This is a genomic window from Phycisphaerae bacterium (assembly GCA_012729815.1).
Classification (GTDB): domain Bacteria; phylum Planctomycetota; class Phycisphaerae; order JAAYCJ01; family JAAYCJ01; genus JAAYCJ01.
Genome location: JAAYCJ010000145.1, coordinates 21,873 through 47,607, shown reverse-complemented (window position 1 = coordinate 47,607; position 25,735 = coordinate 21,873). Strand labels below are relative to the sequence as shown.

Annotated in this window: 18 protein-coding genes and 1 tRNA gene; 2 read left to right on the top strand and 17 right to left on the bottom strand. The window is 64.2% G+C overall.

The annotated features are described in order from the left end of the window. Positions 1-346 precede the first annotated feature (346 nt). The 7 genes from GXY33_10000 to rpsB all read right to left on the bottom strand — a co-directional run bounded on the left by GXY33_10000 (position 347) and on the right by rpsB (position 5,844). Positions 347-430, bottom strand: a tRNA-Leu gene (locus tag GXY33_10000). A gap of 33 nt (positions 431-463) precedes the next feature. Then, complete coding sequence (truA, locus tag GXY33_09995) at positions 464-1,243, bottom strand: tRNA pseudouridine(38-40) synthase TruA (GenBank protein ID NLX05464.1); 780 nt, start codon at positions 1,241-1,243, stop codon at positions 464-466. 132 nt (positions 1,244-1,375) lie between these two features. Continuing rightward, a complete protein-coding gene (locus tag GXY33_09990; protein ID NLX05463.1) occupies positions 1,376-2,398 on the bottom strand; it encodes an aspartate-semialdehyde dehydrogenase in 1,023 nt (340 codons plus the stop codon). A gap of 236 nt (positions 2,399-2,634) precedes the next feature. Next, positions 2,635-3,195 carry a ribosome recycling factor gene (gene frr / locus GXY33_09985; GenBank protein ID NLX05462.1) on the bottom strand — a complete coding sequence of 187 codons (561 nt, stop codon included), beginning with the start codon at positions 3,193-3,195 and terminating at the stop codon, positions 2,635-2,637. A 10-nt stretch (positions 3,196-3,205) separates the two neighbouring features. Then, complete coding sequence (locus GXY33_09980; GenBank protein NLX05461.1) at positions 3,206-3,961, bottom strand: uridine monophosphate kinase; 756 nt, start codon at positions 3,959-3,961, stop codon at positions 3,206-3,208. Positions 3,962-3,982: 21 nt separating this feature from the next. Next, entirely contained in the window at positions 3,983-4,870 is an 888-nt protein-coding gene (gene tsf, locus GXY33_09975) for a translation elongation factor Ts (GenBank protein ID NLX05460.1), read from the bottom strand. Positions 4,871-4,938: 68 nt separating this feature from the next. Then, complete coding sequence (gene rpsB, locus GXY33_09970; GenBank protein NLX05459.1) at positions 4,939-5,844, bottom strand: 30S ribosomal protein S2; 906 nt, start codon at positions 5,842-5,844, stop codon at positions 4,939-4,941. A gap of 271 nt (positions 5,845-6,115) precedes the next feature. Here rpsB and GXY33_09965 point away from each other — a divergent pair, with 271 nt between their 5' ends. After that, positions 6,116-7,339 carry a hypothetical protein gene (locus GXY33_09965; protein NLX05458.1) on the top strand — a complete coding sequence of 408 codons (1,224 nt, stop codon included), beginning with the start codon at positions 6,116-6,118 and terminating at the stop codon, positions 7,337-7,339. 5 nt (positions 7,340-7,344) lie between these two features. Here the strand turns inward: GXY33_09965 and GXY33_09960 are convergent, their stop codons facing one another. The 3 genes from GXY33_09960 to GXY33_09950 form a co-directional block, all read right to left on the bottom strand. Beyond that, positions 7,345-8,259 carry a glycosyltransferase family 9 protein gene (locus tag GXY33_09960; protein NLX05457.1) on the bottom strand — a complete coding sequence of 305 codons (915 nt, stop codon included), beginning with the start codon at positions 8,257-8,259 and terminating at the stop codon, positions 7,345-7,347. Further along, positions 8,252-9,316, bottom strand: a complete 1,065-nt coding sequence (gene mnmA, locus GXY33_09955) for a tRNA 2-thiouridine(34) synthase MnmA (protein NLX05456.1) — start codon at positions 9,314-9,316, stop codon at positions 8,252-8,254. The genes GXY33_09960 and mnmA overlap by 8 nt, the downstream gene beginning before the upstream one ends. Positions 9,317-9,380: 64 nt before the next feature. Then, a complete protein-coding gene (locus GXY33_09950) occupies positions 9,381-10,817 on the bottom strand; it encodes a sigma-54-dependent Fis family transcriptional regulator (protein ID NLX05455.1) in 1,437 nt (478 codons plus the stop codon). Between the two features lie 308 nt (positions 10,818-11,125). Here GXY33_09950 and GXY33_09945 point away from each other — a divergent pair, with 308 nt between their 5' ends. Then, positions 11,126-12,610 (top strand): hypothetical protein, encoded by a 1,485-nt coding sequence (locus GXY33_09945; protein NLX05454.1) that lies wholly within the window; start codon positions 11,126-11,128, stop codon positions 12,608-12,610. A 21-nt stretch (positions 12,611-12,631) separates the two neighbouring features. On the opposite strand, the gene GXY33_09940 is transcribed toward GXY33_09945, so the two are convergent. The 7 genes from GXY33_09940 to GXY33_09910 all read right to left on the bottom strand — a co-directional run bounded on the left by GXY33_09940 (position 12,632) and on the right by GXY33_09910 (position 25,721). Beyond that, entirely contained in the window at positions 12,632-13,813 is a 1,182-nt protein-coding gene (locus GXY33_09940; protein ID NLX05453.1) for a rhomboid family intramembrane serine protease, read from the bottom strand. Between the two features lie 10 nt (positions 13,814-13,823). Next, entirely contained in the window at positions 13,824-14,279 is a 456-nt protein-coding gene (locus tag GXY33_09935; protein NLX05452.1) for an ATP-binding protein, read from the bottom strand. A gap of 13 nt (positions 14,280-14,292) precedes the next feature. Continuing rightward, complete coding sequence (locus GXY33_09930; protein ID NLX05451.1) at positions 14,293-14,652, bottom strand: STAS domain-containing protein; 360 nt, start codon at positions 14,650-14,652, stop codon at positions 14,293-14,295. A gap of 68 nt (positions 14,653-14,720) precedes the next feature. Further along, complete coding sequence (gene hflB, locus GXY33_09925; protein ID NLX05450.1) at positions 14,721-16,583, bottom strand: ATP-dependent zinc metalloprotease FtsH; 1,863 nt, start codon at positions 16,581-16,583, stop codon at positions 14,721-14,723. Between the two features lie 367 nt (positions 16,584-16,950). Beyond that, entirely contained in the window at positions 16,951-17,637 is a 687-nt protein-coding gene (locus tag GXY33_09920; GenBank protein ID NLX05449.1) for a hypothetical protein, read from the bottom strand. 15 nt (positions 17,638-17,652) lie between these two features. Next, entirely contained in the window at positions 17,653-18,225 is a 573-nt protein-coding gene (locus GXY33_09915) for a hypothetical protein (GenBank protein NLX05448.1), read from the bottom strand. Continuing rightward, positions 18,225-25,721 (bottom strand): hypothetical protein, encoded by a 7,497-nt coding sequence (locus GXY33_09910; GenBank protein NLX05447.1) that lies wholly within the window; start codon positions 25,719-25,721, stop codon positions 18,225-18,227. The genes GXY33_09915 and GXY33_09910 overlap by 1 nt, the downstream gene beginning before the upstream one ends. Between the last annotated feature and the right edge of the window lie 14 nt (positions 25,722-25,735).

The following is a 25,735-nucleotide window of genomic DNA, read 5'->3' as shown; positions in this document are numbered from 1 at the left end:
GCAATGCAACATAAGATATATTATAGGACGTTGAGAAAAATGCTGCATCGAGCCGAGCTTTCACATTTCGGCTCCTTATTGTACCATATACGCTTCCTGGGCTCACAGCGGACAAACACGGATTCCGCAACGTCTCAGCCTTCAAAGCCGTCTTTCGGCGGGCGAGCTTGCCATCCCGCCGGGCCTTAGGGCTTCCCGGCAGTGTCAATCATCGTGCCGGGAGAAGGCGGCCTTCTTTCGGGCGCACAATGCTCTCGGTACGTCCTGTTGAACGGTCTGACGAGCGCGAAAAGGTCGGGGTCTTAAAGGGGAATTTCGTAGGGATTTCGGCCGAATGGCCGGGCAATGCGGATGAGAGGACTCGAACCTCCACGGGCGTAAGCCCACTGGCACCTGAAGCCAGCGCGTCTGCCAATTCCGCCACATCCGCTCCGGGCGTTGCGTATGACCTAATTCTCCGCGATCAGCCGCCGATGTCAAGTGGGATGGCGAGATTTTTGTGATATTCAATGTGCATCAGGCACAAACCGTTCGGCGGCGCGGTCGGCCCGGCCGTCGTCCGATCTCGCGAAGCCAGGATCTGGGCCATCTTCTCCGGCTGCCAGCGTCCGCGGCCGATCTCCGCCAGCGTGCCGGCCAGCGTGCGGACCATCTGGTAGAGATACCGATCGGCTGTGATCTCGAAATCGATCTCATCGTCCGCCACCCGCCAGGCACGGGCGGACATGACGGTTCGGACGGTGGTCTCGCGCATGTCCTTGGCCGAGGCGAACCCCTTAAAGTCATGCGTGCCAACGATGTACTGGGCGGCCTGGTGCATGGCGGCTGGGTCCAGATCCGTCCCGGTACGCCAGCGGCGGCGGAAAAACTGCACTTCGCGCACCCTACCGGTGTAAAAACGGTACAGATACGTCTTGCACGCCGCATCGGTCGACGCATCGAAATCCCGCGGCACGGTCCGGGCCGACCGGACCACGATATCCCCGGGCAGCCGGCCGCTCAACAGCCACGCGAACGCCTCATCCGGAATCGGCGAATCGACGTAAAAATGGGCCACCTGGCTCTCGGCGTGGACCCCGGCATCGGTCCGGCTGGCCCCATGAACCCTGACCCAACGTCCGATAATATCCGCAAGGGCGGCCTCAATCGTGCCTTGGACGGTGACCGCGTCCTTCTGACGCTGCCAACCCTTGTAGTTGGTGCCCTCGTAGGCGACGATGATTTTGATGTTGCGTTCGGACATCGATGTTATTAGTATCGCTTATACTGAGACAAATACACACGATGATTGCATCAATCATCTCAAGGCCACACAGCAACAAGGGCGATCCTGGGATCGCCCTTGGTCACCTACACGTCATCCCAATCAGCCAACTTACGCCTTGGCCGCTTTGACCACCGGAAGCAACTCAGCGATTTGGACGGCGTTGAGGGCCGCGCCCTTGAGGAGCTGATCGCCGCTGATGAAAATGTCGATCCCCCTGCCGTCCGGCTGGGAGATATCCTGCCGGATCCGGCCGACCAGCACGTCGCCCTGGTCCGAAGCGTCCAGCGGCATCGGGAAGTAGTTCTTCTGCCGGTCATCGACGATCTTGACGCCCGGCGCCGAGGCGAGGATCTGCCGCACCTGGTCTTCGGTCATCGGCTTCTCGAAGGTCAGGTTCAGCGACTCGCTGTGCGCCCGCAGCACCGGCACCCGCACGCAGGTCGCGGTGATCGCGATCCGCTCGTCGTGGAACATCTTGCGGGTTTCCTTGACCATCTTGACCTCTTCCTCGTTGTAGCCGTTCTCGCTGATTTTGCTGTTGTGCGAAAATAGGTTGAAGGCGTAGACGTGCGGAATGACCACCGGCTTGGGCGCCTTGCCCGCCAGCACGTCGGCCGTCTGCTGCTGAAGCTCCGCCATGGCCTTCCAGCCGGCCCCGCTGGCCGCCTGATAGGTCGAAGCCACCAGCCGCACAACCCGGTTGGCCTTGTGCAGCGGCCAGACCGGCACGACCATGATGATCGTCGAGCAGTTCGGATTCGCGATGATGCCCTGGTGCTCTGCGACGTCCTGAGGGTTGACCTCCGGAACGACCAGCGGCACGTTCGGGTCCATCCGGAACGCGCTGGAATTGTCGACCACGATCGCCCCGGCGTCAACCGCAGCCGGCGCGAATTCCTTGCTGATCGACCCGCCGGCGCTGAACAGGGCCACTTCGACGCCCTGGAAGCTCTTTTTCGTCAGTTCCTCGATGCTATGGGCCTGGCCCTTGAAGCGTACCTCCTTGCCCGCCGAACGGCTGGACGCGAGGAACTTGACCCGCCCCACCGGGAAGTTGCGGCGTTCCAGGACCTTGATGAACTCCTGCCCGACGGCCCCGGTGGCCCCGACGACGGCGAGACTGACTGCCATTCTCGATGCTCCTAACTGGATACTCTAGAGATTTGCGGCTCTGCCAAGTGCCTGAGGCACAAGGGAAACCATTATTTTATTCCCACATACAGGCCGATTCAATGTGGAAAATCGCGATTCAGAGGGTGGTACAGATCCGCCGGCACCGGCATCTCTTCTATTCCGGCTTCTGATGTCTTCCTTCCCGCGTGCTCCGTGCCACTTCAAGACGAAGTCGCGCCGTCTTCCGAAGGAGACTATATCTCCTCGATCTCCTTGATCTTCGCCGCAGCGGTCTCGTCCACCTCGGTTTCGTACTTCTTGGTCAGGTTCTGGATCTCTTCCTTGGCCGTCTCAGCATTGTCTTCCGGGATATCGCCGCCCTTCTGCTCCTGGTCGATCTGCTTGTTGGCGTCGCGCCGCGCGTTGCGGATCGAGACCTTGGCCTGTTCGCCGAGCTGGCGGACGTGCTGGGCAAGCTGCCGACGCCGTTCGCCCGAGAGCGGCGGAACGTTGAGGCGGATCACCCGCCCGTCGCTCGAAGGGGTGATGCCGATGTCGGAGGCGTGGATGGCCTTCTCGATTTCCTTCAGGACGCTGGCGTCGAACGGCTTGATGACGATCAGGTTGCCTTCGGGCGTGCTGATCTGGGCCATCTGGCGCAGCTCGGTCGGCGTGCCGTAGTATTGAACCCGGATGTGCTCGACCAGCGCGGTACTCGCTCGGCCGGTGCGGATGCCACGCAGTTCAGACTTCAGGAAATCGACCGCGTCGGACATCGAGGCTTCGGCTTCGAGTTGAATGTCATCTACGGGCATGGCAGTCTCCTCATTGGGCGGTGATTTGCGTGGCTTTGACTCGGCCGGCCAGGACGCCGGCGATGCTGTCGTTCTCCTGATAGTTGAACACGAGGATCGGCACGCGGGCCTGTCGGCAGATTGCGACCGCGGGCAGATCCATCACGCCGAGGTTCTTTTCGATGGCCTCAGCCGCGGTAAGCCGCTCGTAGCGCTTGGCGTCCGGGTGCTTGACCGGGTCGGCGGTGTACACGCCATCCACCTTGGTCGCCTTCAGGAGGGCGTCGGCCTGCAACTCCGCCGCCCGGATGGCGGCACAGGTGTCGGTGGTGACAAAGGCGTTGCCCGTCCCGCCGGTCAGAATGACGATTCTGCCCGCCTCCAGGTCGTCCTGAGCCCGCTGAGGGCAGTAGTACTGGGTGAAGTTGCCGACCGGCATCGAACACGTCAACACGGCCGCCTGGCCTTTGGCGTGCAATGCCTCCGCCAGCGCCGAACCGTTGATGACGGTCGCGATCATGCCCATCTGATGGGCGGCGACCGGACGGACAAGCTTGGACCCGGCCAGATTGGCCCCTCGCATCAGGTTGCCGCCGCCGACCACCACCGCGATCTGCACGCCCATCCGCGCAGCCGAGACGATCTTCTCGGCGAGCTGATCGAGGTAACCTAAGTCAAGACCAATGGTGCCGACCGGGGCGAAGCTCTCGCCGGTCACTTTCAGGACGACGCGACGATATGGCGGACCCGCGTCGTCGTCGGATGATGTCCGGCTTGAGCCGACCATGATGAACGCTCCCGAATGCGGTTAGGCCGTTCCCCCCACCTCGTAGCGGAGATACTTGCTAACGGCGACCTTCTGGCCGCCAGCCTTGTTGAACTCGTCGATCGCCTGCTGGACGCTCTTCTTGTCGTCCTTGACGTACGGCTGCTCGAGCAGCACCATCTCGTTGTACCACTTGTTGATCTTGCCCTGGACCATCTTCTCGACGATCTGCGGGGGCTTGCCCTTCGACTGCTCAGCCACCTGGGCCTCGATGACTTCCTTTTCTTTGGCGACCACGGCCGCGGAGATTTCCTCGCGGCTCAGGGCCATGGGGTTGACCGCGGTGATGTGCATGCACAGGTCGCGCCCGAACTGGACCACTTGGTCGGATGGCGTAACCCCGCCGTCCTGGCCATTGAACTGCACGAGCGTGGCGACCTGGCCGTTGTGGTGCTCGTAGCTGGTGATCACGCCGCCGGCCAGACGCTCGAAGCGGACCGGCTGCATGTTCTCACGGATCTTGTTGATGATGTCGTTGAGCAGATCCTGAACCGTGCGGCCTTCGGAGGCGACAGTCTGGCCGAGCAACTGCTGCACGTCGGCCGGCCACTGGCTGGTGGTCGCCAGGTGCTCGGCGATCGTGCGGCACAGCCGGCTGAAGTCCTCGGTGTTGGCCACCGGAGCGGTCTCGCAGCGGACCTCGACGATCGCCGCGGCCTTCTGATCCGGCGTCACGAACGTGGCGACCCGACCCTCAGCCGTTTCGCGGCCGGCCTTCTTTGCCGCCGCCAGAGCGCCCGACTTCCGAAGGATGTCCTGGGCCTTGACGATGTCGCCCTCGGCGTCCTGAAGGGCCTTCTTGCAGTCCATCATCGGAAGCTGCGTCAATTCGCGAAGCTGCTTGACTAAAGCGGCGGAAATATCAGCCATGGGTAATCCACTCCTTACTGACACGCTATGTTTGTGATCGGAACCCGCTTCCTCAGCCGTCGGCGAGGTTACGAGCTCTGCGGTTCGCCCTGCTCAGGCGCCTCGGGCGATACCTGGGATTGCGAAGGCGACGGCGACGGACCGGCGGGCGCAGCCTGCTGCGGTGGCGGCGGCGCGGGTTCGCTCGCGGCCGGAGCCGTCCGCTCCGGAGGACGACGCCGCGGACGCGGACGACCGGGTCGCGAACCGCCTTCTTCGCCTTGCCCTTCCATGCCCGGCTGCTCTTCCGGACGCGCGGCCATACCCTCGAGAACCGCATCGGCCAGTTCACGCATGATGATCTCGATACCCCGCATCGAGTCGTCGTTGCCGGGAATCGGGATGTCCGTGAACGCCGGATCGCCGTCGGTGTCGATCAAACCGACGGTCGGAACCTTGAGCTTCCGGGCCTCGTGCACCGCGATGTGCTCGTAGCCGGTGTCAAAGATGACCATCACCGCCGGAAGCTTGTTCATCCGGCGAACGCCCTCCAGGTTCCGCTTGATCTTCTTCTTCTCCCGCTGGAGCGTCGAGATCATCTTCTTGCTGTAGTTCTGGAGCTCGCCGGTATCCTCGAGCCGTTCCAGCTCTTCGAGACGGGCCAGACGCGAGCGGACGGTCTGGAAGTTGGTCAGCGTGCCGCCCAGCCAGCGCTCCGTCACATAGTGCATGTTGCACCGTTTGGCGTGGGCCTCGACGATGTTCTTGGCCTGGCGCTTCGTCCCCACAAACACCACGTCGCCGCCCTCGGCGACCAGCCGCGTGAGGAACTTCTTGGCCCGCAGCAGCCCCCTGTACGTCTCCTTGATGTCCACAATGTGGATCATGTTCCGCTTGCCGAAGATATAGGGCTGCATCTTCGGGTTCCACCGGCTCACCCGGTGCCCGAAATGAATTCCTGCGTCGAGCAGTTCTCGCACTAGTTCACTGGCCAAACGTGTTCTCCTTAAACCGATACCTCTACCTGTACACGACCTGTGCCGGCTGGGTACGCCTTTCGGCTGACAAAGCTGTTAGAGTACTTACGCCGCAAAGGCATGTCAAGACGTATCCTATGATAATTTTCCAGTTTCGGTGCAGTTTCGGGGCCATTGTATTGCCACGCCAAGCCGGTATAATGAACTGGTCAGGCGCCCCGATCCCGTTCCGATCGGCCCTTTCGGCATAACCACCAATTGTAGGCACAGAGTTGACGGCGGTACAATGATGCGGCGAATTTTCACCGGTTTGACGGCGGCGGCGATCCTCCTGGTCTGCGGATGCGGGTCCAAGGCCAAATCGGACGGGCCTGACCGCGAGGGCCGGGTCGCCGATTGGCGTAACACCAGTCGCCACAATGAGTTATCCTACAGCCAGACGCCCGCCACCCGCCCCGCCGGGTCGATCGAGGCCGGCGTCCTGGTGGTCAGCGGCGAGAACCTGACCGCCGACGAGGTCATCCGCCGGGCCCGGCCCGAACTGGAGCGGCTGGCCCGCACCTTCGACGAGCAGGGCTTCCGCGAGCGGGTCGGCATGTCGGTGTTCAACACCCTTCGCGACCTGGTCTCGGAGGTCATGCTCTACAAGCAGATAGCCAACCGGCTGACCGAAGAGCAGGATCCGCTGCTGGAAAAGGCGGTGAACAAGGCGGTCGAGGAGATGGTCGCCCGCGAGGCCGGGGGCTCGACGGTCCGCTTCGAAAAGCTCCTGATCGCCCGGGATTCCAACATGGACGCCCTGCGGAGCCAGCTCCGGCGGCAGATCCTCAACCAGCAGTACCTCCGCGAGCAGATCCGCCCGAAGGTCGTGGTCACCCGCGAAGAGCTCTGGCACTACTACCAGACCCACCAGCCCAAGTTCCAGCATCCGGCGCGCGCCCACGTCCTGCTGATCGAGGTGGACCCAGCGGCCCTGGCCGCCGCGTCCTCCCAGCCGGCGGATATGGCCGCCCTCGCACAGCAGCGGCTGGCCGAGATCCAGCGGCGCCTGGACGCCGGCGAGGATTTCCGGACGGTGGCCGCCGACCTCTCGACCGGATCGCTCCGCAAGCTCTCCGGCGATATCGGCTGGATCACCCAGGGCAGCCACCGCCACCAGGAAATCGACGAACGGGCGTTCGCCCAGCCGATCGGCCTGCCCGGCGAACCCGTCGCCATTGGGCGGCGATTCTACTTCGTACTGGTCGAGCAGCGTGAAAACGCCAGGCAGGTGCCCTTCGCCGACGCTCAGGACGAGATACGACCGATCCTCGAACGCGAGCGCTACATCCAACTCGTCAACGACCACGTGACCGACCTGTGGCGCAAAGCCGCGGTCGGCCCCGTCGAACCCTTCATGCGAACGGTCCTCTCGCGAATGCCAACCTACGAAGCCCTCCGAACCAACCCCCTCCTGAGCGCCGCCGCGACCCCGGACGGACCCGCAACCAACGGAGTCGAACCCCTGCCGTAGTCTGTTCAGCCTCGGCGATCAACCGCAGCGGCTATCGACACGATCCGGTTGAGAGTGGCCTCCGTGGTCTCGGAGGCGCGGGTGTCGATGACATGGACGGCGCGGCCAAGAGGCCGCCAGTTCCGCGGATTGGTCGCGGTAAAGACGGTAATGGTCGGCGCCCCTACCGCCGCGGCCAGATGGCTGATGCCGCTGTCGTTGCCGACGTAGGCGCGGCATCGGTGAAGAACGGCGGCTGCGTTCGGCAGATCCAGGCCGGTCATTACCGTATCGCTCCGCCGAAGGGATTCGATCTCTGCCGATGAAAACTGCTCCTGTTCGACTTCGCCGAGAAGAAACGACGGCGTCATCCCCTCTTGCCGCAGCCGATCCGCAAGACGCACGAAGTTGGCCAACGGCCAGCGCTTGGCGGCCGATGACGCGCCCGGATGGATGACAACGGTGTCTCGCGAGTCAGCGGCCAAGGCAATGCACGCCGGACGAAGGCCAAACGCGCTCGCCGGAAGCGCGGCTGTGTGGCAATCCGCAATCTGGCCCGCCAGATGCTGCCAGCAATGGCCGCCAAAGCCCTCGGGAAGTCTGGGATCGACATGGTGGACGCAGCCGCGGCAAAGGCGGTCAAGGTTGCGAGAAAAGGTCTCGCCGGGGCCGGCGACGACGTTAAGCACGATCTCGAAATGAGCGACGAAATCGACGACTGAGGAATTGGGCCGCGGATCGGGGCCAAAGAGCCTGTACCAATCGCCCGCGTCAAAATCCTCAAACGCCTCAGCCGCGCCGAGCGACCATGCCAGCCGCCCGAGAGTCGAACGCGACAGGACCGTCCAGCGCACGCCGGCAAAGCACTCCGTCAGACGCAAAGCGATCAGGAAATCCCCGATCGCGGCGTGGTGAACAAGCAGACCCGCCCGTTCACTCATCGGTGCGTATCCACCCGCCGCCCAGAACCAGGTCATCCTGATAGAGAACGACGGCCTGGCCCGGCGTGACCGCGAACTGCGGCTGATCGAACGTCACGCGCAGCCGGTCGGCCCCGATCAGCTCCAGCCCAGCCGGAGCCGCCTTGTGCGTAGAGCGAATCTGCGCCAGCGCCCGCGACGGAAGCTGGGCCGGGTCGATGTGCCAGTTCAGATCGCGGGCGACGAGATGCGTGGCGGCCAGCGCCTCGCGAGGACCGGTCACCACCGTGTTGGTCAGCGGATCGATCCGGACCACGTAGATCGGCTCGCCCGCCGCCACCTTCAAGCCGCGCCGCTGGCCGATCGTATAGCGAAACACGCCCTCGTGCTCCCCGATCACCCGCCCTTCCATGTCCACGATTGGACCCGGCTGATTCAGCTCAGTCTGATAGCGGGCGAGGAATGCGGCATAGTCATCGTTCGGCACGAAGCAAATCTCCTGGCTGTCCTCCTTGTCGTGCACGGGCAAATCGAGTTCGCGAGCCCGCTGTCGCACCGCATCCTTCGAAGCCATTTCGCCGTTGGGCAGCCGGATGCTCGGCAGGTCGGCCCGCCGAATGCCGAACAGCACGTATGACTGGTCCTTCTCGACGGCCCGCCCGCGGCCCAGCCGCCAATGGCCTTCAACGTCGACCATCCGGGCATAGTGGCCGGTCGCCAGCCAGGCGGCCCCGAGTTGACGGCTGAACGCCAGAAGCCGCCCGAACTTGAGCACCGCGTTGCACTTGGCGCACGGGTTGGGCGTGCGGCCGTGCGCGTACTCGTACTTGAAGTACTCGATGATCTGCGACAGATCCCAACTGTAATCGACCACGTGGAGCTCGACGTCGAGCAGCTTGGCGATCCGCTGAACGTCGGCCAGATGCCCCTTGACGCTGCTGCGGGCCGGCTGATCCGGCGCGGTCATCCGCACGAACACCGCCAGCACCTCATGCCCAGCGGACTTCAGCTCCGCGCAGGCAACCGCGCTGTCGACTCCCCCACTAAGGGCAACCACAACCTTTCCGCTTGCACTCATAGCGACAATTATAGCGCAAAACCGCCAAAGGCGGTAGTGACTTGGGCTCGAAGCCGAACCGCGATCAGGAAGGTCCGATAAGCTGATGCCGGCGGAGCTTGTGATACAGCGTCCGCCGATTCAGGTGCAGGTGCGAAGCCAGCCGCATGCCTTTCAGGCCGAACCGCGAAATCGCCGTCTCGAGCACCTGCTGCTCGCAGTCGGTCAGGAACTGATCCAGATCGAGCGGCCCCTTTTCCAGCATGGCTGCGATGTAAGAGGCGAGGTCGGCGGGCATGTGCCCGCCGGTCGGCTGCTCAGCCTGTTCGAGCACCTGCTCGGGCAGATCGGCGAGGGTCAGGCTCGAACCGGAGGTCTTGAACGCCAGCGTCTGACGCACGATGTTCTCGAGTTCGCGGACGTTCCCCTCCCCTACCGCCCGCTGAAGGACGCGATAGACCGCCGGGTCCACGGCCTCGATCCGGCCGCCGTAGTATCCGGCGTACTTCTCCAGAAAATGGGCGACCAAAAGCGGAATGTCCTGCAGCCGCTCGCGCAGCGCCGGCACCCGCAGACGGATCACGTTGAGCCGCTGGTACAGATCCAGGCGAAATCGCCCCGCAACCACCTGTTCTGCCAGCGGCTTGTTCGAAGCAGTGATCACCCGGACGTCGATCGGGTATTCCCGATCATCCCCTACCGGAAGCACCCTGCCTTCCTGCAGAACCCGCAACAGCTTCGGCTGAAGGGCCGGGTCCAGCTCGGAAATCTCATCGAGCATCAAGGTCCCGCCGTCCGCCGTACGGAAATAGCCCTTGCGGTCCTCGGTTGCGCCGGTAAAGGCGCCTTTCCGGTGGCCGAATAGGGCGCTCTCAGCCAGCGTGCCGGTGATCGCGGCACAGTTGACCGAGACAAACGGCCGACCGGAGCGTTTCGGATCCATGCGGTGGATCGCTTCGGCCAGTAACTGTTTTCCAGTCCCCGACTCGCCTTCGATGACGATCGGGGCGTCACAGACATTGGCTGCTTTCCGGGCCTGGGCCAGCAACCTGAGCATATTCTCCGACTGTGTCGCAATGCCCGTCTGATCGAGCACCTCGGCGGCGCCCGACGGGAAACTCTGATCCCGCTCGCGCTGCCAGTGCGACAACAGGTCGATGACTTTCCGATGGATCTCTTCTACGGCGTCCGGACCACCCGCCTCGACAAAGCCCGCTGCTCCAAGCCGAACCGCCTGACAACTCGTTTCGAGGTCAAGATCACGATCGACCAGAAACAGCAGACGACAACAGACCTGGACCCTGTGAATGGACCTCGCGGTCTCAAGGTCCAGGCCTGTTGTTTCTTTCCCTTCCGGAGAAGCACCGGAGGCCAAGATGGCCACTGCGTACGTGTGATTGGCCAGAAGCTCGGTCAATTGCCCAACACTGCCGACATCGTCTACGGCAACTCCGGACCCCAACGCCTTTAAGACCGGCGTCTTCCAGCTCGCCGTGTGGTCGACCAGCAGGACACGCGCCATCAACGTCGCGTTTGAACAAGCGCACAGACCCCTCTCGACGGTCATTACGCTCCTACCCGCTCGGCTCTCCTACCCGACAGGCAATCTCCCAAGTTGAGAAGGGCATTCTCTTGTTCGTGGTTAGGACATCCGCATTATCCAAAACTCCCGTCAGACTGTCAAGGGGATTTTCTACTTTCACATTCCGATTTCCATTCGACCTTTATTTTCGCCGCCAAACGGCTACAATGCCTTCTGATAAGCCCTTGACGCGGTATAAACACCGGCCGCCAGGCCATTCTCAAGCCGTTTCGCATAAGAAGGATAAAATGGGATACAGTAACACAATAGGCAAACTGGGCAAGAACAACGCCGCCCTTCTGGGGCTCCTCACGCTGTTGAGTTCATGCACGCAAACGCCGACACGAACCGGCCCGGCTTCCGCGGTCCCTGCGGGGCCGGCGCCGGACAGCCTCTTTGCCCAACAGACGCTGGCGTATCCCGCATTCGAGGAGAGCGCCGACTTCCTGGTCCTCTGCGATTTCGAAAGCCCCAGACAGCTCCAGCACTTCGACGCCTCCGCCAACCAGCCGGCGCCCTCGCACGTGACAACGCCAACCGCCACCGGTCAGGGGGCGATGGCGGTCGATCCCACGGGCCGCGAAACGCAACTGGTATTCCAGCCGAACATCAGCCGCTGGGAAGGCTACAACCTGTTTCTGACCGCGATCCACAGCGGGTCGGACGGCGCAATCTGCCGCGTTGAATTCCAGCCGCTCGACGGGCCTGCACGCACCCGCAGCTATCTGCTGCAGCGAGGGTGGAACAAACTCCAGATCGACCTGGTCGAGCTGTTCGGGCCCGGCGGACCCGGACGGATGAGCAAGGTCGTCTACGCCTTCTCCAGCCTCGCCGACCAACCGCTCCACGTCGACGACATCATGCTGCTGGACCACCGGCGCTACGTGCTGGGCGCCCAGGAGGGACACGAAGGCGCGATGTACGCGGTCAAGCAGGGCAAGTACTTCCGAATCGGCGCGCACGGACGCTTCGAGCTGGTGTTCCTCAACGGCCGCATCGATCAGTGGTACGACCTGAGCACCGATCCGCAGCAACAGCGGAACCTGGCGGGCCGGCGAGGACTCGGACCTTTCATCCATGACGCGCCAGCCGACGCCGAACAGGACGTCGTCAGCGCGCGGAATCTCGTCTCCGCCAAGAAACGGCTCAACGCGGTGCGGCTCGAAACCCAGGTGTTCTTCGGAACCGAACCGACGACAACGCGCTCGCCCGATCAGGCCTGGCGATACGCCGTGACCGACGACGGACGGATCGGCCTGGAGTGCGACCTTGACGGCGAGGCGGCCGTGCTCGCGTTCGAAACCGCCGCCGACGCCGGCTTCGAAGCGGTCGAAGGCAAGGTACGCACCACTGCGGGAAATGCCGAGGCCGTGGTCGAATACGTCCTGCTCCGCCGGATGGGCGAGCAGCGAGGGGCGGACCTTCTGGCGTCGCTTCGGCCGTGGAAGGCGGCGCACCTGCCGGTAGACGCCGCGACACGCCTCGAAGACGGCCGCCTGATTGTCGAGTTCCGCAGCGAGCCAGCGGGCGGCCGGACCCGCGTAACAGGGATGCTGCGCGTCTGGCCCGAGAATCTGGACCATCTGGGCAACGCCGAACCCCACGTCCGCAGCTTCGTCAATCGCGTCCCGCTCGTCCCAGGCGGACCGGAAACGACGAACGACGGAGCCAACTGGTCGCCGGCGTGGGAAGGACAAAAGGACAAGCCCTCGGCGGAACCGGAACTGGAATAGCCAACCGCAGCGTCAGCCGCCCTACTCCCCGAGGCGGTCCAACTCGGCCTGGCAGAGGTTTCGCTGAGTCGAGTCGCCAAGCGTCCGCCGCGCCTCTTCCAGCATCGCCCGCGCCCGGTCCGGATGGCCCAGATGCCGGCCGTAGATGATGCCCAGCAGCAGCCGCACCTGCGCGATCTGCTCGCCCGCGGGAAACGCGCGAATGTACTTCTCATACGCCTCTGCCGCCTCGCCGAACTGACGGTTCGACATGAGCTGATTGGCCACGTCGAGCTGCTGGCGGCGAGGCAAAACCGCGTCGGGATTGTGGTCGATCAGCTTGAGGTACAACTCTGCCGCCGTCGCCAAATCGTACCGGTCGATCGACTCGGCGATCTTGGCCACCAGATGGCGGCTGTGCTCGTCGGCCGGAAGCGCCTCTTCCTCCGCCGGCCGCGACGCGCCTACGTCGGGCCGCACCGGACGGGCCTGCTTCATCCCGACCCACAGCGGTTTCTGAGCGGTTCGAACCATCTGCCGATACCGATACCGCCGGTACGCCTGCTTCCACAGCGAAAAGATGTCGAACTGGTCGCGCGGAAGAATGCCGGCCGCCAGCAGCACCAGCGGAATGACAAACCCGAACAGGTACCCGAACAGGTGGGCCTCATGGGCCACGTTGCCCGCCCCTCCGATCATCGGGATCAGCACGTTGTCCCACAGAATCATCTTGAACCCGATCAGCACCAGGCTCGAGACCTCAAACGTGGTGATGATATACAGCCAGAACAGCACGAGGATGCGGCTGCGAGGAAACAGCACCAGAAAACCCGTGGTCACCGCTGCGATCGCACCGGACGCCCCGACCACCAGACTGACCGACACCAGGCAGTAACCCGCTCCGGAAAAAATCGCACCGGCCAGATAGAACAGCAGGTACTCCACGTGCCCGAGCTTGTCATTGAGGCTGTTGCCGAAAATATAGAGAAAGACCATGTTGCCGATCAGGTGCATCCAGCCGCCGTGGAGAAAGGCGTAGCTGACGAACTGGTGGAGCTGCGGACTGGCGGTATCGAGGGTGCCGAACTGCTTGATAAGGCCTGCCAAGGGCACAGGCACCGCGAACTCCAGGGCCAGAAAGATCGCCACGTTCAGTCCGATCAGGACGTAGTTGACGGTCGGACGGTGGCGAGGCGGTCGGTCTGTTCGGATCGGCAGCAGCATGCTCGGCGTCTTAAGTCCCGGTGGGCCTGGCCCCGCTTCGTTTCCGCACTTTGATCATGCAGACCTCATTGCCCTGCTCGTTGAACCGCAGCTCGGTCATGTACGCCCGCATCAGCATGACCCCCCGGCCGTAAGGTTTCTCCCGATTCTCCTCGCGCCGCGGGTCCGGCACCGCCGAAGGATCGAACCCGTCGCCCTCGTCCGCGACGCAAATCACCGCTACGTCCTCCCGAATCGCCCAGCGGGCGGAGATGCGCTTGTCCGGATCGCATCCGTTTCCGTGACGGAACGCGTTGCACAGCGACTCCTCGAGGGCGAGCCGCAGGGCAAACTGGTCCTGGCTGCAATACCCGCACCGGGACGCCTGCGTCAGGATCGGCCGCACCACGCGCTCGGCCGCCACCTTCAGATCGTTGCCGATCACCACGCTCTCGAACGCCAGTTTGGTCAGGTCGATGTCTACCATAGGGTTGCGCGCGTCACCTCAGACTGGCCAGGGCTTCGGTCACCGTCGGCTGGATCACGAACAGCTTGTCCAGCCCGGTGATCTTGAAGACCTCGTATATCTCGGGACGGATGTTGCACAGACGCATATCCCCCTTGACCTGACTGAGGCCCTGACGGACGGTGATCAGCATGCCCAGAGCCGAACTGGAGAGATGATCCACGCGGGAAAAATCGACGACCAGCCGACGGGCGCCCTGGTCGACCAGATCGGTCAACTGACGCCCGATGCCGGTGATCTGGAGTTCGTCAAGCACGTTGCTGGGCACGAGCCTGGCGATACACGCCCCATTGTCCGTCTGCTCCACCACCACCAGCTCGTCGGCTCTGCTCATACGTCGCACTCCTTTTCGCACGGACCGCCCAGCCCGACCATCCGCAACGATGCCGCAGCGACCGAGCCTCAGTTCCGCTCGTCGGTCTCGCCGAACGAGATCGTATCCTTGATCTTCGCCGCATCGGTTAGCAAATCGTTGACCGTCGGTTTCTCTATGGATTCGCCGCGGACGACGCGAAGCACGTCCTCCGCATCGAGCGTTTCGTACTTGAGCAGCGCCTCGGCCAGCAGGTCGAGCTTCTGCCGGTTCTCCGACAGCAGATTGCGCACCTTCTCGTGGGCCTCGCGCACCACCTTCTGAATCTCCGCGTCGATCGCCTTGGCGGTCTCCTCGGAGTAGTCGCGGCCCGCCCCGTCCATCGGCCAGCCGTTCTGGTTGTCCTGGCCGTAGCGGATCGGACCGACCCGGTCCGACATGCCCCACTCGCAGACCATCGTCCGGGCCAGTTGCGTCGCCCGCTTGATGTCGTCCGACGCCCCGCTCGAGATGTCCTCGCAGGCCAACTCCTCCGCCACTCGCCCGGCCAGCATGGCCTGCATCGTCGCCATGATGAACCGGCGGCTGTACATGTGACGGTCGCCCTCGGGCAGCATCATGGTCATGCCCCCCGCTTGCCCGCGGGGAATGATGCTGACCTTGTGCAGCGGGTCGCCTTCCGGAATCAGCGCCGACGCCAGGGCGTGCCCGCCCTCGTGGTACGCCACGATCTTCTTCTCGTGCTCGTCGATCACACGGCTCCGCTTCGCCCGGCCCCACCGCACCCGGTCGCGGGCCTCCTCGAGGTCCTCCTGCTCGACGCGCTCCTTGCCCGCGAGAGTCGCCGTGATGGCCGCCTCATTGATGATGGCGGCCAGGTCCGCTCCGGAAAACATCGGCGTGCCGCGGGCCAGCTTCCAGAGATCGACGTTCTCAGCCGTCTTGATGCCCTTGGCGTGGACCTTCAGGATCTCGTGGCGGCCCTTGATGTCCGGCAGCGGCACGTACACCTGCCGGTCGAAACGGCCCGGCCGCGTCAACGCCGGGTCCAGAACGTCGGCCCGGTTCGTCGCCGCGATCACGATCACCTGGTCCGACGTGTCGAAGCCGTCCATCTCCACCAGGATCGCGTTGAGGGTCTGCTCGCGCTCGTCGTGCCCACCGCCGTTGAAGTTGACGCCGCGCCGCCGGCCCACCGCGTCGATCTCATCGAGGAAGATGATGCACGGCGCGTTCGACTTCGCCTGGCTGAAAAGGTCGCGCACCCGCGACGCCCCGACGCCCACGAACATCTCGACGAAGTCCGACCCGCTGATCGAAAAGAACGGCACCTCCGCCTCGCCCGCGATCGCCTTGGCCAGCAGCGTCTTGCCGCAGCCGGGATCGCCGATCAGCAACACGCCGCGCGGGATCCGTCCCCCGAGCTTCTGGAACTTGCCCGGATTCTTGAGGAACTCGACGATCTCCGAGACCTCGTCCTTCGCCTCGTCGATGCCCGCCACGTCGTTGAACGTGACGTTGGTCCGTTCCTTGGTCAGCACGCGATGGCGGCTTCGCCCGAAACTCCCGAGCATCCCCGCTCCGCCCGCCGAACTGCGAAGCTGCCGGAATATCAAAAACCAGATCAACCCGAAAATCAGCAGGTAGATCAGCAGCGGCGAGAGGAACACCTCCAGAAAAATGTTCCGCGACGTCTCATAGCGAAGCTCCGCCCCGCCCGCCGTCGCCTTCTGCGTCAGGTCCTGCACGAACTCGAAGTTCATCGCGTCCGGCGGGAAGTCCACCTTGAATTCCTTGGTGCTCCCCTTCGGCTGGCCGCTGAGGCTCTTGAGCTCGCCCCGGATGTTGTTGTCGCCGATGATAATCTCCTCGACGTTGGCGTTCTCCAACTCCGTGTAGAACCCGCTGATCGTCATCGTCTGGGCCGAGTCGTAGCTCTTGTTAAAGAGCATCAGCAGCAGCAGCGCCAGGCCGAGAAACACCAGCCAGCCGATCCCGCCTCGGAAAAACCGCACCGGCGAGGGCCCTCCCTGCTCCGGGCGACGCCCCTTCGGATCGTCCGGCGACCCCTTCTCCTCGGGCAGGCCGTCATCATTCGGATTTCTTTCGTTTTTCTGGTACTTCATAAAAATTAGAGAGTTCTATTCGCCTCTATACCTATTCTATCTCGCCTCTGGGGCCAAATAAACCCCAAACCAACAACTATGACTTTTACAGCACCATTACGCATCCGTATGGTACATCGGCGACGGCGACACTTCACTTATAATAAATCTCTGTGGTTTAGCCGCCGCACACACCCTTGCCCTACCTGCGGCCCTACTTCGAACCAGGCGCTGCCGGCGCGGCCCGGCGATGCTCCCAGAACCTCTCGATCCGCTTCGGCCGATACCACTTGGGCAACTGGTCCGGCTCAACGCCCCGCCACAGGCCCGCCAGTCGATCGCGGGCCTGGGCCTCGAGTTCCAGAAACTCCTCGCGGCGCGGATGCGGATACCGAGGGTCCGCGTACGCATAACCCAATTCTATGGCCAGACGGTTATAAAGTCGTTCGTCCGGCAGAAAAATGTAGGTCAAAAGCCGCCCGTAATAGCCCCGCGTCTCGTCCGGCACCAACTCGAGCCGAACCATCTTGCCCTGCATGAGCTTGCGGGCGAACTCGGCCGACTCCAGGCCGAAGTACGCAGCCGGCTGGCCGTGGTGGGCCAGTTCCGGCGTGTCGATCCCCCACAGACGCAGACGCGTGTACGCCTGAAACTTCTCAGCCTTCGGGTCCGGAATCTCGATGTCGATCGTGTCCCCATCAACCACCTTGACGCAACGGAAGCTCTTGCCGTGGTACCGCTGGTAATCGTCGAGAGGTCCGCCGACGATCGGTCCGTTCAGACGCGAAACGATCCAGATCACCAGGGCGATCACGCCGGCAATCAAAGCGGTCAGGCTCCGCCGGCGACGCTGGTATCGCCGCAGGCGGCTGCGATAGTCGGATTGGCTTGCTCCGCTCATCAACCCCAGACGCTTCTATCCTCGCTGCGCATCGCCCCGGGCCAGGATCGGCAGAAGCAGCAGACGCGAGGGAATGTGCGACTGATCCTGCCGAACGAACTCCGCCTGCAGATAGATGCCCGGCCCCGCCACCTTCACGCCCTTCCAGTACAGCGACATCTGGTAGCACAGGAAACCGAACTGGTCGCGCCCCAGCGAACCGGCCAACTGCTCCTCCGAAAGCTCCCAGCGCTTCAGCTCCTCATCGCTCGGAGCCCCTTCCGGGCTTTTCGTCCGCTTGATCAGGCGGAACGTGATCGGGCCGCGGGCGGCCACCGGATCCTTGCTCGCCTGACGATACAGGTACGTCCGCACCGCCACCCCTTCGGGACGCTTGTCGTGATCCAGGTCCAGCAGCGGCGTCTTGGCGAAAATCGCGACGTACGCCACGTCATCGTGGTGGGTGATCCGGCCCGGTCCCGGACCCTCCGACGTCCCCTTCCAACCCGGGCCCTGGCACCCGGCCAAACCGACCGCCAGCACCCAGACCGCCGACGCCGCAACTCGCCGGACCGATGCGGAACGGCAAATGAGCGAGAAACTACCCATCACTCCTCCGGCACTTCCAGTTCGGGTTCCGGCGGAGCGGGCGGCGGATTGAACAGCCGATACAGCGGGTCGAGCTTCTTGGCGTCCGGCTTCAACGGGGCCGGGCGCGTCGCCAACTCCTCCGGCGTGACCTGCAGGCCCTGCATCAACTCCGACGTCAGAATATCGCCCGGCAGCAGATGCAGCAGGTCGCGCTCCTGAACCGAGTACTCCCGGTGTTCGCGGATCATATCGAGCTCGGCCGGCGTCAGGTGCCCTTCCTCGACCGGCGTGCCGATCACCCGCGGCGTCATGACAATCAGCAGTTCCGACTGCTCGTCCGTGGCCGTCGCGGACTTGAAGAAAAGGCCCAGCAGCGGAACGTCGCCCAGGAACGGCACCTTCGTCTCCCGCTGCTCCTTCCGCGACCGCAACAACCCGCCGATCACCACCGTCTCCCCGTCGTGAACGGTGATCTCCGTGGTCAGCTTCCGCTGGTTGTAGATCGGCGCGTTGAACCCTTCGCTGATCTGGACCGTCGAACCGCTCAAGTCCGAAATCTCCGTCGCCACCTCCATGTTCACAAACCCGTACGGGTTCACGTGCGGCGTAACCTCCAGACTCAGGGCCACGTCCTCGTACTGAATCTGCGTGGTAATCACGCCCGTATCGCCCGAAGTGACCGAGGCCGTCGGGAACGGCACCCGCGAGCCGCTCGTGATCAACCCGGCCGCGTTGTCGCGGGCCGAAATGTGCGGGCGGGAAAGCACGCTGAGCCGCCCGTCCGACGACAGCGCCCGGAACAGAAGGTTCAGGTCCTCGCTGTTGAGGGCGAAGGTGAACCCAGCCACCCCGGTACCCGCCGCGCCCACGTCCGTGCCGACCACCACGTCGTGGCCCGGCCCGATGCCCGGAGTCCCCTGGGCATTGCTCGCCTTGGTGAAGGCCAGATCCTGCCCGACCGCCTCAAAACCGTATTCGAGCCGGTCGTTGAGCGTCACCTCGACCAGCACCGCGTCGATCATCACCTGCAGCGGCATCTCATCGAGCTCGCTGATGATCTCCCGGACCGTCTTGAAGTACTTGGGCGACGCCTGTAAGATGATCTTCTGCGTGTCCTCGTAGGCGACGACGTTCACCTGCTGTTCGAGCAGCCGTTCGGGAGCCATCCCCTCCGCCCCATACACCTCGCGAAGCATGTTGAGCTGGTTCTCCACGAACGTCGAGACCGCCTGCTGGATGTCCGGAGCCTTCGCGTTCCGCAGCGAGATGACCTCGGTGATCTGTTCCTTGGCTTCCTGTTCGTCGAGATGCTTGACGATCCGCTCCACCAGCTTCAGATACTCCGGAGTGCCGGTGACGATCACCGAGTTGGTTCGCGTATCCGCGGTCACCGAGAACGTCTCCTGTACGATCCGGCCCGCCGCCGTCACGCCCTCAGCCGTGATGGCCGGCGCCGCCCCCTCGCCGCGGCCGCCGCGTTCCTCGCCGAAGAGTTCCGAAAGCATCTCCTCCATCTGGCCCGCGTCCGCGTTCTCGAGCGGGAAAATCCGCATCTCAATCGTCGGCGCGACCTCGTCGATGTGCTTGACCAGGGCCTGGACCAGTCCGACCGTCTCTTCCGCAGCAATCACGATGATGAAATTGTTCTCTTCGTCGCCGTAGATGAACACCTGGTCCTTGACCGCCTGCTGCACCAGCCGCTCGCCTTCGGGCGTCTGACGCATGAACTCCAGAATGACCGACTGCCGCAGCCCCTGCCCGCCCTCCTGCGGCGAGAGCATATCGCGAAGCGCCTCGGCGAGCTGACCGGCGTCGGCCGAAATCACCGGAATCACCGCGATCTGCAGCCGCTTGGTGATCTCGATCGTGTCCAGCCGCTGCACCAGGTTGCCGATCGTCTGCATGTCGTCCGGCGCGGCGTAGACGATCAGCGAGTTGGTCCGCTCGTCGACCACCACGGTCACCGCCTCGGCCTCGGCCCCCGCCGCCGCCCGCTCCGTGTAGATCTCGTCAATGATCTCCTTGATGGCCTCCGCGTCGGCCTTCTCGAGCGGAAATACACGCACCCGCTGGTCCGCGCTCCCCGGCTGATCGAGTTGCTTGACGATTCCCGCCATGAGGGCCTGATCCGACTTGCTGCCGTAGACGATCAGCGAGTTGGTCCGCTGGTCGGCCAACACGGTCGGCGAGGGCGCCTTCGCCGTTCGCTTCTGTTCCTCCAGCAGCGTCTCGATCATCGGCTGAAGAGCCGCCGCCGACGCCGTCTCCAGCGGATAGACCCGCACCGTCACGCCCGGCTCCGCGGGCAGACGGTCGATCTCGTCGATCAGCCGTTTGGTCTCCTCGAGCCCCTGACGCGTGGCCACCACGATCAGACTGTTGCTCGCCGGATCCGGAATGATGACCGGCGCCGGTTCCACCTCGCCTTCTCTCACCGCCTCCCGGCGGACCCGGGCCTGGGCCTCGAACACGTCGTTTATCAGTTCCGCGACCTCGATCGCGTCGAGATTCTGAAGGTTCATGACCGTCGGCGCGAACCCAGCCGTCGGAGCCTGATCCAGACGCTGAACCAGATCCTTGATCGTCTCCACCGTCTCCGGCGCCGCGCTGACCAGAAGGTTGTTGGTCCGCGGATCGGCCTTGATGATCACCCGCATCCGCTCAGCCGCCCGGCCCGTGCCCAACTGCGCCGCCCGCTCCACCCGCCGGTCCATGATCTCCTGGATGACGTTGGCCACCCCGCTGGCGTCCGCGTGCTCAAGCGGAATCATCTCGATCGGATAGATGTCCGCCGGACGGTCCTCGTCCAGCTTCATAATCAACACCTCTGCCAGCGCGATGCTCACCTCGTGACCGCTGACAATCACCGTGTTGGTCCGCGGATCGGCCGCGAACGCCGTGCTGTACACCACCGCCGCCCCCGTCGGATTCTCCGGCACGCCCGCCTGCCGCCCCGTACCCGGCACGTCGGTCAGCGTGCCGCCCTTGTTGAAAAGATTCTCCAGCACCCCCACCAGTTCCTGCGCGTCGGCGTTCTTCAGCGGAAACGCCCGGACCCGAAGCTCCTCGAACAGCGGAACGCGGTCGTACAGCGACACCAGCGCCTTGATGCCCACCAGATTCTCCGGCGTCGACAGGATCGCCAGCGTCTGGGTCGGCTGATCCGGCAAAATCATGATCGGCTTCTCCAGGTCCAGCGTGAATTTCCCGCCCTCACGCTCCGCCGCCATCTCCAGCCGCCGAAAAATCTCGAACTGCCCGGACTTCGGCTGCCCCTGTCCGCTCGCCGGCGTCAACAGCTCCATCAGCGTCGCCGCCAGCGACCGCGCGTCCGTCTGCTTGAGCCGGATAATCTCCATCGTCGCCGTCGCGAATGACGGCACCGAGTCCAGCATCTCAATGATCCGCTCGATGTGGTCGAAGTAGTTGGCCGGAGCGCTGACCAGAATCGTGTTCGTGCGGTCGTCCGCCGTGATCGTCAGCGGCGGAGCCGTCACGCCGCGGGCCGTCATGATCTGCTGCACCATCTCCTGCAGCCGCCCGGCCACCTCCGACGCCCGCGCGTTCCGCAGCATGTACGTGCGGAACTCGATCTCCAGCGGCTGCTCCTGGCTGTCGAGCGACTGGATCATCGCCGCGATCTCGTCGATGTCCTCCGAACTCGCCGAGACGATGATCGAGTTGCTCGTCTTGTCCGCCGTAAAGGTGATCGGCGGGAGTCCCGGCGGCTGCGGACGCCGGCCGTAAATGCTGCTCAGCACCGGAGCCAGATCGGCCGCACGAGCGCTCTGCAGCTTGATCACCTTCACCTCCGGACGCGACTGCGACCGGTCCAAAAACTCCAGAATCCGCTGAATCGCCTGGTAGTCCTCCTCACTGCCGTAGACCAGCAGCGCGCCCTGCTCCGGCAGCGCGGTAATCTCCACGTCCGGCGAAACGCCCTGGATCAATCCGTGAAGGTCAGCCGCCGCCTCAGGCGAAATCGACGGCACACGCGGCTGAGTCGTCGCCGCCGGTCCGGCCGCGGGCTGCGTCGAGGTCTGATGCCTCGCCACGATCTCGCGAATGACCTCTTCGAGCTCCTTCCCGCTGAGAACCGGCCGGGTCGTCGGCGATGCCGGAACTGCCGGTGCCTCAAACTGCTGGCTCAGCACCTCCGGCCGCTCGATCGGCAACTGCACCGCGCCCGTCGCCACCGCCGCGACCGCCCCGACGATCAACGGGCTGACACCCGGCGCATCGAACGGGACCTGCGCCATCGACCGGTACAGCCCACCCTCCGAGGCGTCGCCGCGCGTCTTGTCCGGCAGCAGTTCCTCCAGCAATTGCTTGGCCCGCTCGGGCGGAATTCTCCGAACCGGTATGATCCACGGCCGGCCGTTGCCGCCCGCCCGCACCCCGTCCAGCTCATTGACCAGCCGCTTGACCTCTTCGAATACTCGCGCCGGCCCGACAAAAACCAGCGAATTCGTCATGGCGTCCGCGCTCAGCGCGATCGGCTGAGGCCTCAGGCCCAGCCCGCCCGCACGAATCTGCTCCGCCTGGTTCAACAGCGTCTGGATCATCCGGGCCAACTCATCCGCCCGCCCGCGCTTCAGCGGCAGCACCTGCATCGCCACTTCGGTATCCGTCGGATGATCGAGCGCCGCAATGATCGCCTCGATCTGCTCGGTCTCCGCCTTGTCCGCCGAGACGATCACGGCGTTGCTGGCCGGATCGGCGCTGATGCTGAACGATGTGTCGAAACCCATCCCGCTTCGCGCAACGCGCCCCGCCCGACGGGTGCCGAGAACTTCGCTGATGTTCTTGACCACGGCCTCCGCCCGCGCGTACCGCAGATGGAAAATGCGGATGTCAGCCGACTGCGGCTGGTCCAGTTGCTCTATGAGCTTCTTGACCGGCTCGAAATCCCGCGGCTCGGCCCGGATAATCACCGCGGACATGGTATCGAGAGGAATGGCGCGGATGCGGCGATTGACCGTGGTCCGGGCGACGGCCTGACGCGGCGTGCGGGCCTGCCGCGCCTGCGGCGGCTGAGGCTGGCCCGGAGGCGCCGGCGGCTGGGGAGGCTGGTTCGCCTGAGGCTGAGGCTGAGGCGGCGGGACCGGCCCAACCGTCACGTCATTGAATACGGCCTCGAGGTTCTGCGCCACCTCCGACGGGTTGGCGTACTGCAGGGCGTAAATCTCAAACTCGACATCATCCTCGACGTCCGTGGTCAGCGTGGTGATCACGGAACTGATCTGCTCGACCTCCCACGGCCGGCTGCGGATCAGCAGGTTGTTGTTCTTCCGGTCAACCCCGATCACGATCCGCGTCCGCTCGTCGTCCGGCTGCGTCGAAGGAACGTCCATCAGCTTCTTGAGGTCCGACTCCTCGCCGCCCACGTCGATCTCGACGATCTGCACGTTCGCCCCGAGCAACTCCGGGATCACCACCTCGAGCATCTGGGCCAGCCGCGCCGCCGAAATCTTCTGAATCGCCTTGACCGTCAACGCGTCCGGTATCTTCGACGCCACCTCGTCGATCTGCTTGGCCAACTGCCGGACCCGCTCCACCTGCTTCTCCGGTCCGGTCACCACCAGGTAGTTGCCCGACTTCGAGGCGTCAATGTCCGCGGTCTGCGCGGGCTTGGTCCCGGCCGGCGTTCCCGCCGTCGGATACAGCATCTCCTCGATCTGATCCGCCGCCTCTTCCGCCGACGCGTACCGCAGGTGAATAAAGTCGATATTGCCCATCGGCGTCTCAGCCTCGGCTTCGGTCGCCTCCACCGGCTGATCCATCCGCGCCAGCAACTCCTCTATCTCCGCCCGCATGGCCCCGGCCCCGCTGACAAACAGCGTGTTGGTCCACGCGTCCGCCACGATCTTCAGCCGGCTGCTCTTGCCGCCGTAAAGGTTGTTGATCGTCTTGACCACCTCGTCCACGCTGGCGTGCTGAAGGGTATACGTCTTGATCTCGTCGGTCTGGCGAACTTCCTCGTCCAGCCGCTCGATCAACTCCACCGTCGCCTGAACGTCCTCGCGCGGACCGGACACCACGATCGCGTTCGACTGCGGGTGCTCCGAAACGCTCACCGGCGATCGGTTGGCCGGACGCTTCACCCCGCTCTGAACCTGCTTGAGCGTCCGCGACACGTCCGTCGCGTCGGCATACTGAAGCTTCACCAGCCGCGTCTCGTCGAGCTGGCCGAGCTTCGACCGCAACTCCTCGATCACCGGCTCGATCCGCCCGTGCTGCTCGTCCGGAGCCGCCACGATCAGCAGGTTGGCCACCCGGTCCATCGCGAACGTCACGCTCGCCGTCTCCCCGAAAATGTCCTGCAGCGTCTTGACCAGCGCGGCCAGGTCCACCTCCTCAAGACGATATGTCCGGACCACCGGAACCGGCCGGCCTCCGATCGCCGTCTCGTCCAACTCCTGGATCAGCGCCGTGAGCTCCTCCTTCTCCTTGCCCGTCGCCCAGATCGCGATGCTGTTGCTCACCTTGTCAGCCGCCGCCGGCAGCGGACGCTTCATCTCCCGGTAGTACGGCTGAAGCACCCGGTTGTAGATGTCCTCCGCCTTCGCGTTCCGCAGCGCCACGATCTCCACGTCCTCGCCCGCCTCGCCCGGCACGTCGATCATCTCGACGAGCTGACTGACGTAGTCCATCATGCTCGCCGGCGCCTTGACCACCACGATGCCCGCCTTCTCGTCCGCGGCAATCGACACCGCGTCGCCCATCGCCGCCGCAGCCGGAGCCCGCCCGCGCGGCGCGGGCGACGGCGTGTCGTCCAGCGGCACGTCGCCCGGGCCCACCACCGCCTGCGGCAAGACCTTCTCCAGCGCCGTGGCCAGTCCCGTCGCCGTGATGTATTTCGGCTGGAACACCCGCACCGTCAACCCCGGGTCGGTCACGTCGATCCGCTGATCGAGTTCCAAAGCGAGAACAACCACGTCCCGAACTTCCGAAGCCAGGCCCACCGCCTGAATGAAGTTGGATGTCTTCCACGCCGCCAGCGTGACCCGGCCTACCGGCAGCGCTTGGGCGACCAGGTTCACCAACTCGTTGGCCGGAAGATTCTCAACCCGGAACAACACCCGCACCACCACGCTGGGCGAAACGTCCGACTCCAGAAACTCCTCAGCCCCGATGAAGTACCGGCCCACCTCGCGCAGCACGTCGGGAAACTTCGAGATCCGAAGATACCCGTCCTGCCGCACCACCACCGACGGCTCGGGCAACAGCAGGTTGACTTCCGAGATCGCCTCCTCGACCGTCATTCCCTTCGTGCTGACGTACGTCGTCTCGCCCTGGATGTCGCGGTCGCCGATGATCGGCAATCCCGTCTGCCGTTCGAGCAGGTCCAGCAGCGCCGAGTACGGCGCGTTCTGGAACGAAAAATAGATCAGTCCGTCACCCCTCGCGCCGGGCAGCGTCTCGACGTCGATGGGCTGCGTCGTGTCCTCGGTAATACCGGGCCCAAGCTCGACCGGACCAGTGACCGGCTGCGTCACCGGAATCTCCACCATAGGCTCGCCGCCCT